Source organism: Pseudogracilibacillus sp. SO10305, assembly GCF_037072005.1.
In the GTDB taxonomy this organism is placed as follows: domain Bacteria; phylum Bacillota; class Bacilli; order Bacillales; family Amphibacillaceae; genus Pseudogracilibacillus; species Pseudogracilibacillus intestinigallinarum.
In genome coordinates, this window is record NZ_JAXHDE010000002.1 from 21,428 (window position 1) to 36,472 (window position 15,045).

General features: G+C 39.5%; 15 protein-coding genes and 1 pseudogene. 5 read left to right on the top strand and 11 right to left on the bottom strand.

Annotated features, from left to right (window positions below; translation table 11 throughout):
* A complete protein-coding gene (locus SPD45_RS02750; protein WP_336266097.1) occupies positions 1 to 444 on the bottom strand; it encodes a DUF86 domain-containing protein in 444 nt (147 codons plus the stop codon).
* A 138-nt stretch (positions 445 to 582) separates the two neighbouring features.
* Between SPD45_RS02750 and SPD45_RS02755 the strand changes: the two genes are divergently transcribed.
* Both SPD45_RS02755 and SPD45_RS02760 read left to right on the top strand, forming a co-directional pair.
* Complete coding sequence (locus tag SPD45_RS02755) at positions 583 to 2,040, top strand: amidase (RefSeq protein WP_336266099.1); 1,458 nt, start codon at positions 583 to 585, stop codon at positions 2,038 to 2,040.
* A 93-nt stretch (positions 2,041 to 2,133) separates the two neighbouring features.
* The gene (locus tag SPD45_RS02760; RefSeq protein WP_336266101.1) at positions 2,134 to 2,466 is read left to right on the top strand and encodes a cytosolic protein; all 333 of its coding nucleotides are present in this window, start codon (positions 2,134 to 2,136) and stop codon (positions 2,464 to 2,466) included.
* A 71-nt stretch (positions 2,467 to 2,537) separates the two neighbouring features.
* Here SPD45_RS02760 and SPD45_RS02765 read toward each other — a convergent pair whose 3' ends face one another.
* Positions 2,538 to 2,813, bottom strand: a complete 276-nt coding sequence (locus tag SPD45_RS02765) for a YutD family protein (RefSeq protein WP_336266102.1) — start codon at positions 2,811 to 2,813, stop codon at positions 2,538 to 2,540.
* A gap of 113 nt (positions 2,814 to 2,926) precedes the next feature.
* Here SPD45_RS02765 and SPD45_RS02770 point away from each other — a divergent pair, with 113 nt between their 5' ends.
* The gene (locus SPD45_RS02770; protein WP_442961979.1) at positions 2,927 to 3,871 is read left to right on the top strand and encodes a M23 family metallopeptidase; all 945 of its coding nucleotides are present in this window, start codon (positions 2,927 to 2,929) and stop codon (positions 3,869 to 3,871) included.
* Between the two features lie 71 nt (positions 3,872 to 3,942).
* Here SPD45_RS02770 and SPD45_RS02775 read toward each other — a convergent pair whose 3' ends face one another.
* The 6 genes from SPD45_RS02775 to SPD45_RS02800 all read right to left on the bottom strand — a co-directional run bounded on the left by SPD45_RS02775 (position 3,943) and on the right by SPD45_RS02800 (position 9,481).
* Positions 3,943 to 4,056, bottom strand: a complete 114-nt coding sequence (locus SPD45_RS02775) for a methionine/alanine import family NSS transporter small subunit (RefSeq protein ID WP_336266103.1) — start codon at positions 4,054 to 4,056, stop codon at positions 3,943 to 3,945.
* Positions 4,043 to 5,563 (bottom strand): sodium-dependent transporter, encoded by a 1,521-nt coding sequence (locus tag SPD45_RS02780; RefSeq protein WP_336266104.1) that lies wholly within the window; start codon positions 5,561 to 5,563, stop codon positions 4,043 to 4,045. Before SPD45_RS02780 ends, SPD45_RS02775 begins: the two co-directional genes overlap by 14 nt.
* A gap of 316 nt (positions 5,564 to 5,879) precedes the next feature.
* The gene (gene yunB / locus SPD45_RS02785; protein WP_336266105.1) at positions 5,880 to 6,641 is read right to left on the bottom strand and encodes a sporulation protein YunB; all 762 of its coding nucleotides are present in this window, start codon (positions 6,639 to 6,641) and stop codon (positions 5,880 to 5,882) included.
* Positions 6,642 to 6,871: 230 nt separating this feature from the next.
* The gene (locus SPD45_RS02790; protein ID WP_336266106.1) at positions 6,872 to 7,057 is read right to left on the bottom strand and encodes a hypothetical protein; all 186 of its coding nucleotides are present in this window, start codon (positions 7,055 to 7,057) and stop codon (positions 6,872 to 6,874) included.
* 200 nt (positions 7,058 to 7,257) lie between these two features.
* Positions 7,258 to 8,646, bottom strand: coding sequence for a bifunctional metallophosphatase/5'-nucleotidase (locus SPD45_RS02795; protein ID WP_336266107.1), 1,389 nt, complete (start codon positions 8,644 to 8,646; stop codon positions 7,258 to 7,260).
* Positions 8,647 to 8,662: 16 nt separating this feature from the next.
* Positions 8,663 to 9,481 (bottom strand): sulfite exporter TauE/SafE family protein, encoded by an 819-nt coding sequence (locus SPD45_RS02800; RefSeq protein ID WP_336266108.1) that lies wholly within the window; start codon positions 9,479 to 9,481, stop codon positions 8,663 to 8,665.
* A gap of 444 nt (positions 9,482 to 9,925) precedes the next feature.
* Here SPD45_RS02800 and SPD45_RS02805 point away from each other — a divergent pair, with 444 nt between their 5' ends.
* Positions 9,926 to 10,393: a hypothetical protein gene (locus SPD45_RS02805; protein ID WP_336266109.1), complete on the top strand. Its 468-nt coding sequence runs from the start codon at positions 9,926 to 9,928 to the stop codon at positions 10,391 to 10,393.
* Between the two features lie 66 nt (positions 10,394 to 10,459).
* On the opposite strand, the gene phnX is transcribed toward SPD45_RS02805, so the two are convergent.
* Both phnX and SPD45_RS02815 read right to left on the bottom strand, forming a co-directional pair.
* Positions 10,460 to 11,236, bottom strand: a complete 777-nt coding sequence (gene phnX / locus SPD45_RS02810) for a phosphonoacetaldehyde hydrolase (RefSeq protein ID WP_336266110.1) — start codon at positions 11,234 to 11,236, stop codon at positions 10,460 to 10,462.
* 50 nt (positions 11,237 to 11,286) lie between these two features.
* Positions 11,287 to 12,402, bottom strand: a pseudogene (locus SPD45_RS02815) (2-aminoethylphosphonate--pyruvate transaminase).
* 325 nt (positions 12,403 to 12,727) lie between these two features.
* Here SPD45_RS02815 and SPD45_RS02820 point away from each other — a divergent pair.
* Positions 12,728 to 12,955, top strand: coding sequence for a hypothetical protein (locus SPD45_RS02820; protein ID WP_336266111.1), 228 nt, complete (start codon positions 12,728 to 12,730; stop codon positions 12,953 to 12,955).
* A gap of 216 nt (positions 12,956 to 13,171) precedes the next feature.
* On the opposite strand, the gene SPD45_RS02825 is transcribed toward SPD45_RS02820, so the two are convergent.
* Positions 13,172 to 14,620, bottom strand: a complete 1,449-nt coding sequence (locus SPD45_RS02825) for a bifunctional metallophosphatase/5'-nucleotidase (RefSeq protein WP_336266113.1) — start codon at positions 14,618 to 14,620, stop codon at positions 13,172 to 13,174.
* Between the last annotated feature and the right edge of the window lie 425 nt (positions 14,621 to 15,045).

Below are 15,045 nucleotides of genomic sequence, written 5' to 3' on the forward strand. Positions count from 1 at the left end.
CTAGGATTCATTTGAAAATGCATTTGCAACTCCTAATTCATTCACCAAATATTGTCTTATATGTGTACTAAACATTTTTAAAACAGGCAATTGATCAAAAAATGTTTTTTCGACATGTGTATGATCGATCGCTAAATAATCTTGTACGAGCATTTGACGTAAATCAATGACCGCTTTATATGCCACTTCTTCCTCAGCGGAAATCACTTTTTCATCTACTAAAATATCGATAATATCGTGATAACTTCCCGGATCACGCATAATAAATCCATCAATCATCATATTACCAACATCTAAAATCGACTCAATAACGACGTGTACTACACGCTCTAAGCCTAATTTTTCTATGTCGCTTGCAAAAGATTTCGTCTCTTGTGCAATCGTAATTAATTCATCAATATGTGTTACTGTTTGTTCAATTTCACTTCGATTTACAAAATACATTTCATATCCCTCGCTATCTTCCATTCCTACCTATATCATATCATATTTTACAATTAGTTTAAAAATGTTGTAATAATTAGAATTCTTCTGTTTCCATGATATACTATTCTTATAGGAAAATGGAAAGGAATGGTTGCCATGACGAATGTAATAGCTCTTCACATAAAAAATAATTTATTACATTTAGACGCCACAGAAATTAGTACATTAATTCGAACGAAAAAAGTATCGAGTGAAGAGGTTATACGTGTATATATCGACCATATACAGGCAGTCAATCCTATGTTAAATGCTGTCGTAGAAGAACGATTCGATGCAGCTATAGAAGAAGCAAAGGAAAAAGACGCAAATATTGACGAAGTAAACTTAAAATTTCAACCTTTGTACGGTGTCCCTGTGAGCATAAAGGAATCGATTCATGTTGCAGGGATGAAAACAACAGGTGGTATTAGTCATCGCGCTGATATTATTGTAAAAAATGACGCACATGTCGTAGAGCAATTAAAGCGTGCTGGTGCAATCATTCTTTGTAAAACGAACACACCCGCATTATGCTTTTGCCACGAAACAGACAACACACTGTTCGGACGGACGAATAATGCATGGGATATGAAACGAACTGCTGGAGGTTCAAGTGGTGGAGAAGGTGCCCTTATCGGAGTCGGTGGTGCACCGATTGGGATTGGCTCAGATATTGGGGGCTCGATTCGCTTTCCAAGCCATTTTAACGGGGTAGTCGGTTTTAAGCCAGGAAAAAATCAAGTTTCCACAACAGGACATTTCCCACCAGATACACATCACTTAAAAGCTCGTATGTCAACAATCGGTCCTATCGGAAAATCTGTCCGCGATATGAAATTATTGTACCGATTGATTCAACAAGAGCAACCACGAAAAGCGTTATATGAACGAATGCAAGTTGATGTTTTACCCGCTGATATCGGTTTTCCATTATCAGAAAAAACGACGGAATTACTTGGAGAAGTATATGAACTCGTTTCCCATACGTACAATAGTACAACGACGATTCCGCCATTTTTTAATGATAGTGCAACAATTTGGCAAGAAATCATGTCACATGATGGGGGAAGAGAAATAACAACACTTGCTTTTAACACCGATCGTATCAACATTTTTAAAGAATATATGAAGTCAAAACTGAAACGAAATACGAAACATCATCCATATTTATTATGGTCACTCGTCGGTGCGAATATGTTCAAACCGTCACAAAAAAGATTGAAAGAGATGGAGCAATTTTTAAATGAAGGCGACCGAACATTAGATAGTTATTTATCAAATCGTCTACTCGTCTTCCCTGTTTACCATACTGGTGCATTAAAACATGGCGAAACATATAAAGAGATTTTTTCGATTAAACGAACGTTTCTGCAATATTTACCATATACCGTTTATGCGAACGTGTGGGGTTTACCATCATTAGTCATCCCAGTTGGCACCGATCATAATGGATTGCCAATCGCCATTCAAATTATGAGTAAAGTTGGAAACGAAGATGCGATCTTCCTTCTCGGTGAAAAAATTGAAAAACATTTTGGCGGATACAAACGAAGCACGGTTTATGACAAACCATAAAAAGTAACGCAATAAGCTTTCAACATTTTTATTATTATACGTATAAATCATTCCTTTTTTCGTACACTATTCGATAAAAGGAATGATATTTTTATGAGCAAAGAAAAACGAGTCGTATATGATGCAGGCGAAGATGAGCGTGAACGTCGCCGGGAAGAAAAAGGTGCCGTGTTTGAACGCACCGAGGAATTAGACCATTTTGAGCCATTATCAAACGAAGAGAATATGCAAGATATCGTCGTCCCCGAAGAATTTCCTGACGGCCCGTTCGGCTCCCCAATTCGAAAAGATGCCCTTGTCGAAAGAAAATCAACGAAATGGCGCGAAGGACAACGTAGCATTAGTGCCTACACATATGCGGATAAAGATCGGCACGATGACTTACCACGTCAAATGCCCGGCGCCCATCCACTACACGATGAATGAGAAAAGCCACCTAGCAAACGCACTAGGTGGCTTTTCAACGTCAGTTTACGAGGGAGATTCACTATCGCTCCCTATTCATCCACTTTTTTCAAAATAAAATACGCACAACCAAAATTACAATATTCTAAAATATAATCTTCCACCATATCAATCCTTGAATCATATGTTGCCTTCGAACGCTCCGCATTATAAAATCCTTTTAAACGGAGCTGGCTGTAACCCCAATCTCCAACGATATAATCATACTTCTTCAATACATCTGTATATCTTTCCCCGATCGCTTCCTCATCAAAACCTTCACGAACGTTTTCCACTATTTCATATTTTTTACCATTAAGTTCAATCATTTTGAGTTCACCTCATCTATATAACAAATTATGTATGAAATAAAAAAGTCTTCACAATATATAAAGAGTACCATAAAAGTTAGAAAAACAAGAATAAAAAGGAGCGCATTCCATTGTTTCGTCTCATTTTTATCATTATCCTTACTACCATCGTCCTTTTTCCAGAAGGAACAAACGCCAATGATCAACAAAAACTATATGAACAACGATTACAGCTTTATAAAAAAACTGCCGCCATCTCGCATGTACCATGGTATTATATTGCCGCAATTGATCAGTACGAACGAAATAAACAATCAAATGAGGAAGAGCCGCTCATCGCCATAACATTTGAGCCTGTCAAGTGGTACGGCATCGGCAATCTACACGAGAAAAATGCCGCCATCATCCGTGCATCAAATGGTATCGGATTGGACGGAAACGGTGATGGCCTGGCAGACCCAAATGATCCCGAAGACGTACTATACACGATGGCTTCCTATATAACGAAGGACGGTATCAAAGAAGAAGATATCAAAATTGCCCTCTGGGAATATTACAAAAAAGATTTAACCGTCAAAACGATTATGAATAATGCCAAAGTGTTTCAATTTTTCAAAACGACGATTTTAACAGACCGCTCCTTCCCAGTCGACACGAATTACATTTACAATTATAAAAGTTCTTGGGGAGCCGGCCGTGGTTTCGGTGGGAACCGCATCCATGAAGGGACAGATATTTTTGCTCATTACGGTACCCCTGTAAAATCGACGACATATGGGGTCGTTGAATTAAAAGGTTGGAACTTATATGGCGGCTGGCGCGTCGGTATTCGCGATATTTACAATATTTATCACTATTATGCACATTTACAAAATTATGAAGATGGCATTGAAATTGGAAAGATTGTCAAACCTGGTGACATTATTGGCACGGTCGGTGCTACCGGTTATGGTCCACCCGGTACATCGGGAAAATTTCCCCCACATTTACATTACGGCATGTACCAATATAACGGAAAAAATGAATGGGCCTTTGATCCATTTCCGTATTTGCAACGTTGGGAAAGGATGGAATAAAAGATACGAGCACCCATATAAAAACCTGAAAATGAGTTTCTTCCACTCATTTCCAGGTTTTTTGAAATTTTTTAATTTTTATTGCTGCGGGCCTTGTTCACTGCATTTACTATACTTGCAACGAGCCCACCCCATATAATGACAATTCCAATTACCATCATTATTACTGAACTAGCGGTCATCATAATCACCTTCTTCAGGGTTCTTCTTCCACGGTAATAATCCGATAACGATACCGATGACGAGCGCTCCAATAGCGACTGCCCATCCGCTGTAATTAATGAAGAAATCTGGATATCCTTCATAGTTTCCATTATCTGTCGGGAAGAGTCTTAGTAAGTTCGTTCTAAATAAATCGAATAACATATAACCTAATACGATTGGCGTAATGACACCTAAACTAATCGTCCACCAGTTTCCTAGTCGAATATCAGAAATTTCATTTGCGTGGTCTTTAAATGTTTTCAACTTACGGAAAACCCATGCAACTAATACAACTTCCACAAGTCCAAGTACTGCCACACCAAATTGGTTAATGAAATAGTCGGCAGCATCTAAGAAATTTAATCCGCCACGTGTAGCATAAATAAATGCGATTAGCGCTGATGCTCCCCCACCAAACAGTACGGCCTTCGTACGCGATAAACCGAATTTGTCTTGCAATCCGGCAATATACGTTTCACAAATTGATAATAGAGAAGTAAATCCAGCTAATACGAGGGATAGGAAAAATAATACCCCGAAAAATTCATTGAATGCTGGGAATTCATTAATGATGGCCGGGAATACCATGAAGGCAAGCCCAACTCCTCCTTCTACAACTTCATCGACAGCGACTCCTTGTTGCGCCGCCATAAATCCTAGGACTGAGAAAACTCCAATCCCTGCAAGTAATTCGAAACCTGAGTTACTAAATCCTGTAATGAATGCGTTGTTCGTAATATCAGATTTTTTCGGTAAATAACTCGAGTACGTAATCATAATCGCAAATGCAATGGATAAACTGAAGAAAATTTGCCCATATGCCGCGACCCATACTTCCCCAGATAAAATTTGTGAGAAGTCTGGTTTGAAGAACGCATCAAGTCCCTCTAGTGCTCCAGGTAATGTAATTGCTCTAAAAACGATAATTAAGAAAACAACTACTAATGTCGGGATCATAATTCTGTTTGCAATTTCTAAACCTCGTTTTACACCTAAAAATAAAATGAATAATACGATTGCCCAAACGACAACGAGCGGAATTGCAACCCCCGGTACTAACCCTCCAAATGTTCCTGGATCTGCTACTTGTAAATAATCACCGACTAAAAACGCTGTTGGATCCTCACCCCATTTTAGATTGAATGAGAAAATCGTGTATGAAATTGCCCATGCGATAATAACGGAGTAATAAGTCGCAATAACGAAGGCAACCATAACAGCCCACCAGCCAACTCCTTCTGCTTTTTTATTCATTCTACGATACGTAAGCGGTGCTGCACCACGATATTTATGCCCCATCGTAAATTCCATAATTAAAATCGGAATCCCCGCTGTCAGTAACGCGAATAAATACGGGATAAAGAAAGCCCCTCCACCATTTTCATACGCTACAGCTGGAAATCGCCAAATATTACCTAACCCTACTGCGGATCCAATTGCAGCCATAATAAAACCGGCTCTCGTCCCCCATTGTGAACGTTCTTCCATAAAACAACCTCCTTTTTAGTTGGAATTTTCTAACAATTATAACTATGACGTCATAAAATGATAGAATTATCTGATTTCCATTATTATAGCAACGGTCGAAAATAATGTCAAAACGAATTGTAAGCGCTATAGATTGTGGGATGACAAGAAACGCCCAGCATTCCTTATCCCATAAGGGTTTGCACATTTTGTCTAAAATTGAATTTCGTTGAAACTTTTTGTTGATATTGACAAGAGGTGCGCGCCCTTCGTTTTTATCTTGATAATGGATGGTGCACGCCCCTCTTATAATTTCAGTCGCTTATTTTATCGGATATTATTCACTATTCTTCTGCTTCGGCACAGAAATGCTCGGTCCTTCATCTCCACTACCAGCATTATAAAACTCCGGTACATCTCCCATAATGACGCGCGAATCAATGAAAACACGCGTGCTCACTTCTGCCGTCTGTGTCAAAAATGGAATCACAATTTGAATGGACACATCGACCGGGATATAAATTTCAACGAGTGCCGCATTGACCCCAAACTCCTTCACTTCATGGACGACATCCGACCGTAAACTTCCAACAATCTCAAAGTGAACAGGAATTTTCGGTCCTAAATTAGCAAGAATTGTGTTCCCTGTCGCCTGCCCAATGGGAATTTCAACGACCGTCGGATCTTTAGCTGCTAAATCTCCTACCGTATCCCCAAACTCAATCGGCTTCATATTGGGATCATCTAAATCGAGCTGTTCTCCTTTATTCATCCCATACAAAAAATACTCCGCTCGCTCCGTCGCCGACCGTAACGCCCTATTCACCGCTTCCGAATTCCATCCGAGTGTGGCGACATTGCCATTTTGATCAAATTGCACATCAATTAAATCATCAAATGTTATATTTTCCGTCGATTTTACCGCAGAATTAATCGTTCGCGTGGCAAACTCAATCGTTTTTAATTCCGCAATATCCATTAATACTGGACGAATTTTTCGATCGATAATAATTAACATCGTCAAAACTGTCGCAAAAAATAAAATGAGTGCCAAGTAAAATACATGTTTCCGCGTCATATAAAACTGGCGTCTCCGCATTGCACCACCTCGATTCATTTATATGAACAAAACTGATGTTTTATACTATATTTTCGGTTGAATCGAAATAAGTTGATGATCTAGGAATCTTGCAAGTTTTGTGTGGAATCTTGCAAGTTTGTGCGGCATTCTTGCAACTTTATGCCGCATTCTTGCAACTTCACACCTTATTCTTGCAACTGCACACCTCATTCTTGCAACTCTACCCCATATTCTTGCAACTTCACACCTTATTCTTGCAACTTCACACCAGATTCTTGCAACTCTACCCCATATTCTTGCAACTTCACACCAGATTCTTGCAACTTCACACCAGATTCTTGCAACTCTACCTCATATTCTTGCAACTGCACACCAGATTCTTGCAACTTCAACCTGCATTCTTGCAACTTCAACCCGCATTCTTGCAACTTCACACCTTATTCTTGCAACTTCACACCATATTCTTGCAACTACACTCCATATTCTTGCAACTACACTCCATATTCTTGCAACTACACTCCATATTCTTGCAACTGCACACCCTATTCTTGCAACTCCACACCCAACACCCACCAACAACCCCACTACAACAAAAAAACGATAGGTACCCGCCCAAAGGACGAGCAACTATCGCTCACCAATCCATTAATGTATGCACTAAAATTTTCCTTATGAACTCGGGTAAAAACAATTGCTTCTCCTCCGCGTTCGCAATTTCCGGCATGAGACGGCCGAATGAAAACATATCCCCCGTCGCCAAGCGATATGTCCGCTTCGGCTCAAGCGGCACCCCATCAAACAGCACTTCCTCTACACGCTCAACCCCGTCCTCATCAAAATACGTTTCAACATGTAAATTTGCAAATACGAGGCGACCGACAACCTCCCCACGAAAACCAAATCCGCGTAATTTCAATCCGACTAACTCTTTCGATAGAGCACTTTCCACTACATGCATCACTTGCTCTCCCGTCAGCGACACGACGACCGGATTAATTGGATGTGGACAAATCCGATGGACATCCCCATACGTAACAGGTCCAGCTTCAAACGGTTCTACTAATAATCCTGCATTCAACATACCAATATCCGCATCCGTCCATAACCGCAACTGTTCGGTAAATTTACGCATAAACGGTGTTTCTTTAAACCAATTCGTCTCGATCGGTGTATCCAACGTACATAGCACCTCGTCTAACACACCTCGTGCATCGAGGTTCAATTTTTCTAATAATTCCTCGGTTTCCAAATCACGTGGTAAATCTTCCACGGGCACAGCCTGCGCCGCCTTCTCCACGACCATCTGAGCATCATGATCATATACGAGTGTCACTTCGCCCGCATAATAACATTGTTTCCCTGCTGCCGTTAAAATCGTCTCGCCGACAATTTCTCCCTCTCGTAATAAATGATGTGTGTGACCACCGATGATGACATCCAGTGCAGAAAACTTCCCCGCAATTTGTTCATCTAAATAAATCCCGACATGTGATAACAATACAAAAATATCTGCTTTATCACGCATCGCTTCCAATTCACGTTCCACTGCTTGGAAAACTTCCGTCACATTCCAACCTAATAAATGATAGTACGGATTAAACCTTGCCGTTAAACCGATAAATCCAATCCGAAGTCCTGAAGGCGTATCTTCTATATGATGCATCTCCAACCAGCTCGGTGTATCGGACCAAACACACTCCAAATTCGAACAGACAACATGAAAATCCGCTTCATCATATAAATGGTACAACCCATCGTGTGCAAGCGTAATGCCTTCATTATTACCGAGTGTTGCAACATTATAAGATAGTGCATTTAATAAATCGACATTCGCACGCCCTAATGTCGCCTCTGTGAGAGGATGTACACGGTCCATATGATCCCCAATATCAACAGTCATATGAAACTCCCCACGCGACTCTGCATCATCACGGCGAGACTTCACAAACGTCGCCACTCGTGACCAATGATCAAAATAACTATGTAAATCATTCGTATATAAAATATGAATTGTTTCCTTCATCTATGTAAGCTCCTTCTTACAACCCTTCCCAAATTAATTGAACCGCCGCAATGACGATCACAATTTTCAACATCCATTCCAACGTCTTTCCTTTAAATAATTTGCTCGTTTTTGCCCCAACTGTTCCACCAATATAAGAACCGATCACAAAAAAGATTACATACCCCCAAACGATATGCCCGAGTGCAATATGCGAAACAGAACTAATTAAACTAATAAAAAATATCATGAACATCGATGTCGCAATCGCCACTTGTACAGGGATACCGAAAAACAAAATCATCGCTGGTACACTTATTGTTCCCCCACCAATGCCGAATAAACCTGACAACATTCCAACCGCAAACGATAAAATTAATGCCGGAACGAGTGTCACATTATAATGATGTGTCTCTCCGTCAATCGTAAACGTGCGCGTGCGATCTGTTATTTCTAACGAACGATTTTTCGATAATTTTTCGCGATCGACTAACATCATCCCAAACACGATTAACATTAAAATACCAAAATAAAGCGAAAATGAATCCGTATCTAATCTTGTATTCAACCAAGCTCCGAAGACACTTCCTGGTAAACTACCAATTAAAAATAACACTCCTGTATTCACATCGACTCGGCGCAACTTATAATAAGCTAATGTCGAGGACAACCCTGTAAACACCATCGTAATTAACGAAATTCCAACGATCGTCTGTGGAGTCGCCCAAGCAAAACTAGCCGATAAATCATGCAAATATAACATCGCCGGGACAAAAATAATCCCACCACCAAGTCCGATCAAACTTCCAACAAAAGCAGATAAAAATCCGATAATCAACGCCAAAACTATGACCAATTTACATCACTTATCCTTTTTTAAATTGATTACTCTTAATCTTAACACCTGTAAAAAATGATTGCTACAAAATAACATGAAAATCTATACAAAAAACACACTTTTCTAAAAACTGAAATGAAAAAAACCCCAGCCAAATCCCCCTCAAAAATAACCATTTTCACATGCAAAAACCACACCCAAAAACGAAGCAAAAACTCCACATCTCACCTAGTCTAAAATACCTATCCACTCATGAAAACGCGACCAAAATATTTTTATGAAAACTTTATGAAAACCTTATCATTACTACATTTGTGACTGTCAAGTGAAATGAAAGGCTTTTCAATTGTCAGAACAATTTTTCTTCTAACTTTTTAGGCAAATAGCATTGATTTACGATCCATATTTGTTATGATGTATATGAAGCAAGAACAAATGTAAAAAAAAGGAGAATAACATAAATTGAAGAATATTACGGTATTCACAATCGCTTTATTTCTCGTTGCATGTGGTGGACAACTTGGTTCCTCGAAAGTCGAAAGTGTGGAAATAGATGATACACAAGTCGAAAGTAATGAAGTCGTAAATGATGCCTCAGAAAATGAAGCAAACGAAGTTGCAAACAATGAAAATGAAGGCAAAGATAAAGAAACTCTTACAAATGAATATAAAGAGTCTCTAGAGAACGAAGATACAACTAAGATTAGTGATGACCTTAAAGCGTTAGAAGAATTTGCTACATTAGAAGAAGAAATAGATTTATCAGAAGCACAAATCGAAATCATTGAAGATAATTATGGTAAACGTATTTTATTAATAAAAGATGCAGAAGGCAACAAAACACATAAATCCATCTTCTCTAAAAAAGTAAGCAAATTAAAAATCATCGAATTTGATGGTGGTCAAATCTTTAACGAAGTCATCGAATAAATATAGATAAAAATAGCTATTGGATAAACATATTATCCAGTAGCTATTTTTTTAATCCAACATCTACTAAACTAACTCACGCACTAACTTCGGCAACTCCGCCATCGTTTCAATTGTCGCATCTGCCCCATAAGATAAAAATTGCTCCCGGACTTCCGCAATTTTCGCTCGTTTTTCTTCCTCATTCAACTTTGCAAACTCCGCCTCTGTTAATCCCATTTCTGAACTCCCAACAATTACACCAATCGTATAAGCACCCGCATGCAAGCCCTCTTCTATATCCGCCTTCGTGTCGCCAACTTTCACAACGTTTCGCACATCGGCTACATCTAAACTTTTCATATTTTCATAGATCATAAAAGGTGCTGGCCGACCATGCCCACTTACCTCATCTGCTGTTACAATGCAGTCTGGTGCATACCCTTTTTCCGCCGCATCCACTTTTACAATATCAATCATTTCCCTTGTATAGCCAGTCGTTGAACCAATTTTTACACCATTTGCTCGCAATGCATGAACAGCCTCCACCACCCCAGAAATAGGTGTCGTAAACTGCCGTAATGTATTAAATAATTGCCCTTCAAATGACTCATATAAACGGACGACATCCGCTTCTTTCGGTAACGCCCCATGCACTTCCTCCCACGCCGACTGAATCCGCGGCATTTCTAGCATCGTGCGAATATGTTCCACCTTTAACATGCCCATCGGTTTTCGCGCCTCTTCAAACGTCACAGGCACCCTCGCCTCTTCAAAAATCGTCAAAAAAACTTCCACCGGTGCACAACTTCCAAAATCGACCGTCGTTCCAGCCCAATCAAAAATAACACATGTCTTACTCATGAAAAATTCCTCCCCATTTTATCTTGCAATTACTTTTTTAATGTATCGGCTTATTTTTGCAATACCTTTTCGTTCATGTAACATTCGATTTCGTTCACTAATAGCTTCATATCTTCTAAAACGATATCCCCAATATTTCCTATACGAAACGTATCGACGTCAGTTAGTTTTCCAGGATACAAAATGAACCCCTTCTCTTTCATCGCCTCATAAAAAGGAGCAAACTGAAAACTCCCCTCTGGATAATAAAACGTCGTTATAATCGGCGATTGAACTTCCTCCTCAATATATGGATGAAACCCTAAACGCACCATCTCTGAACGAAGATATGTATTCAACATGTTATAATGCAAATAACGGGCACGCACACCACCCATTTCCTGCATTTCACCTAACGCTTCATAAAAAGCAGCAACGACATGGGTCGGTGAAGTAAACCGCCATTTCCCATCCACTTCCATCGTCTTCCACTGTGAAAAAATATCCAATGATAAACTTCGTGCCACTCCTTCACATGCCATCAAGGAAGGACGTTTTGCAATAATAAATCCAAACCCAGGCACCCCATGAATACATTTATTCGCACTACTTACTAAAAAATCAATATTAGCATCGACCATATCAACGGGTACCCCACCAAAACTACTCATCGCATCCACAATAAACGACTTCCCTTGAGCTTTGACAACTTTTCCTATCGCATGAATTGGATTCAACATACCAGTCGTCGTCTCGCAATGAACGACCGCAACATGAGTAATTCGTTCATTTACTTCCAATGTCGACATAATCACTTCCAACCTTGGCACTTCATCAAAATCTCACGCCAATTCGATGTAAGACAAACCGAGCACATCTGCCATTTCCACCATCCGTTTTCCATACGCCCCATTCGTAATAATGAGCAACGTATCTGTCGGCTTTATCGCGGATGTCAATACAGACTCTACGACAAAACTTCCACTCCCTTGCATTAATACGGTCGTATATTCTTCTTCACTAACATTCGCTAACTGTAAAAGATCCCCACGAATCTGCTGCGTCATCTGTTTATACGCATCATCCCCCGAACATCGATCCTTTAACATCACCTCTCACACTCACTTCGTCGTTAATGGTCCAGGTGTTAATAATTTTATGTCGTTCGCTCCTTTTACATCAAACATTCATCTTTATTGTAAGAAACGATTGTAAATTTAACGTATCGCTAATACGAAAAAATTGTTATGTTTATCACCTTAAAAAAACATTTTGAAACATTTTGTGGAAATTAAAAGGATTTTAGCATATAAACGTAGAATAATCTATATAGGGAAGGGGCGACCCGTTCGGAAGGGTCGAAAAATTAGTTTGTGAGCGAAAAAACAAAAATGAAACCGCTCTCTTTATCAAATTTTGCTCACGGAAGGAGGATCGCTTGCGAAGTTTATGACATCACAATAGGAAATAAACAAATAAAAAGAATACGAGAAAGTTAATAAGGTGGAAAAAATGAATATTAGAGATGAAGTGATTGAGAAAATAAATCGTTTTTTACGCGAAGATATTTCTGAACAATTCATCATGAATGAACTTGACGCAGTCATGGATGGTCGAGATTATTTTTATGTGCACAATAAACATGGAGACGGCATAAAAATTAGAATCATTTATTATCGTGTTGCCGATGTCATTGATTACCGAATTTTACATTTCAAAATTAAATTACATGTGAAGTAAAACGTACAAAGAAACTTTTTGAAAATGCGATAGTACCGCTTTAAATAATCATGGTGAATATCTTTATTCAAAGACAAAACGAAAAGATTTTCATCGAAGTTTTAAAGCAAAAAATAAAAAACAGCCATAAAACCTCATTATTTCATGTTCAAAAAGCTCCCAATCGTCCTGCCTCCTAACAGTCTAGGAGTAGAAACGAATTGGGAGTTTTTTAATTTACACAACCGTCACCGTACCACGAAGCCGCGGCGAAACAACTTGGCACTCTTCCACATATTTTCTTAATACATCTACCGCACGCACAGTTAAATTCGAACGATTTTTTCCATACTTTTTCGGAACACCTTGCACCGTCACAAACGCCCCTTTATACGTTCGCTCCCTATCCAACCGCTCGTCACCAATAAACAAATCTTGCACACGCATTCCTGGTGGATTTTCCAATTTCACATACATTTTCAATCCTAAACAACGCTTCATATAGCCACCCATCTGTTCATACGGATCAGCCGCAAATGTATGCTCCAAGTTTTCCTCCAGCATAGATAATATCTCCGCGCCAGTTAACATGACGACTGAAACAGGTGGATTCGTCGGGATGATATTCCATATATCACGCATCGTAATCGGACCAGGTGCAATTGGTGCGCCGTAGCGCCAACCATTGGAAAACGCAACATCCGCTTCCGTCTCCCATAACAAAGCTTCCAATAAAAAATTGTCCATCGTCGACTCTAACTGCCCATACCGATGTAACGCTACTCCTGTTTCTCCAACAACTTCATCGAGCTTTTCCTTATACGGTTTCTCTAACTCCGTCACAAGCTTCGCCACGTCAGGATCAGGCGTCACCTCTTCCGTCACTTCTATTAAACGATGTTCAAAATGTTCCACCCCACAAAACCCAACTTCCACATCAAGCCGTCCAACATGTGCCCCGTGACAACCAGATTGCATAATTATCGTATCATTTTCCACGACAGGCTTACGAAGTGTATGATGTGTATGGCCACTTAATATAATATCTATTCCGTCCACTTCCCGAGCAAGTTTTACATCTTGTGGAAAACCGAAATGAGATAAAACGACAACTAAATCGACACGATCCACCGTACGAAGGGTCGCAATAATATGTGGCAACTCCTCTGTACCACGCGTAAAATACACCCCTTCAGAAAATTCAGGTGGCATCGTCTTATCGACAATATGTTCAGCAATCCCGATAACGCCAATTTTCAATCCAGCTCGTTCTATCGTCATATGAGACGGAAACATTAACTCATCCGTTTGTTTCAAATAACAATTACACGCAAGTAATGGATATTTTAAATAATGCACCAATTTTTCAAGCTGCTTCGGTCCATACGCATACTCCCAATGTGCCGTCATCGCATCCAATTGAAGCGCATTCATAATTGGCACGAGCGCCTCCCCTTTCGACTGCACAACAGGATATGTCCCGTGAAAAGTGTCGCCATTATCGAGCGCAAGCACTCCATCAGGCTTTTCTTTCCTAGCCTCTTTTAAAATTGTCGCAATGCGCGCATACCCACCACAATCCCGAAATACTTCTTTTCCATTTTCAAGAAACAACTCCGGATGCAAATCATAATATGCATGTGTATCGTTCATCTGGATGATCGTCAAACGCTTCGGCTCATACACAACCATAACCCCCAAAACTCTATTTGTTACGTATTATGTACCCTAAAAAATTAATTTTACACATGGGAATTTCTTACATATCTCATGAATTTCTTTCTAAAATAAAGAATTGCTACAACCATGATTGCAGCAATTCTTTTTACTAAAAGGTAACGGACTCGACATGCTCTTCATCCATTTTTTTGGGTAAATAACTTTTAAATAAATGAATATCAACAATATTTTCACGTATTACTAAATCGAAAATAGACTTCATTTTTTGTGGTCGTTAAATAGCTATAACATCATCTAACGATTCCTGTTTCAAATAACCCCTTCGATGCCAATGTTGCATCAAAATTCCGATGTTCTTTCGCATGGATCAAAGCATGTTCAACCGCTCTGTAACCTAATACTTGTAATGAGACAGACCACTTCTCCTTTAA

Coding starts and splice junctions, on each gene's coding strand:
- SPD45_RS02795 (WP_336266107.1), bottom strand. CDS start 8,646: ATGAAGGAAACAATTCATATTTTATATACGAATGATTTACATAGTTAT.
- SPD45_RS02780 (WP_336266104.1), bottom strand. CDS start 5,563: ATGGAAGAACGTTCACAATGGGGGACGAGAGCCGGTTTTATTATGGCT.
- SPD45_RS02750 (WP_336266097.1), bottom strand. CDS start 444: ATGTATTTTGTAAATCGAAGTGAAATTGAACAAACAGTAACACATATT.
- SPD45_RS02760 (WP_336266101.1), top strand. CDS start 2,134: ATGAGCAAAGAAAAACGAGTCGTATATGATGCAGGCGAAGATGAGCGT.
- SPD45_RS02775 (WP_336266103.1), bottom strand. CDS start 4,056: ATGATGACCGCTAGTTCAGTAATAATGATGGTAATTGGAATTGTCATT.
- SPD45_RS02820 (WP_336266111.1), top strand. CDS start 12,728: ATGAATATTAGAGATGAAGTGATTGAGAAAATAAATCGTTTTTTACGC.
- SPD45_RS02765 (WP_336266102.1), bottom strand. CDS start 2,813: ATGATTGAACTTAATGGTAAAAAATATGAAATAGTGGAAAACGTTCGT.
- phnX (WP_336266110.1), bottom strand. CDS start 11,236: ATGAGTAAGACATGTGTTATTTTTGATTGGGCTGGAACGACGGTCGAT.
- SPD45_RS02755 (WP_336266099.1), top strand. CDS start 583: ATGACGAATGTAATAGCTCTTCACATAAAAAATAATTTATTACATTTA.
- yunB (WP_336266105.1), bottom strand. CDS start 6,641: ATGCGGAGACGCCAGTTTTATATGACGCGGAAACATGTATTTTACTTG.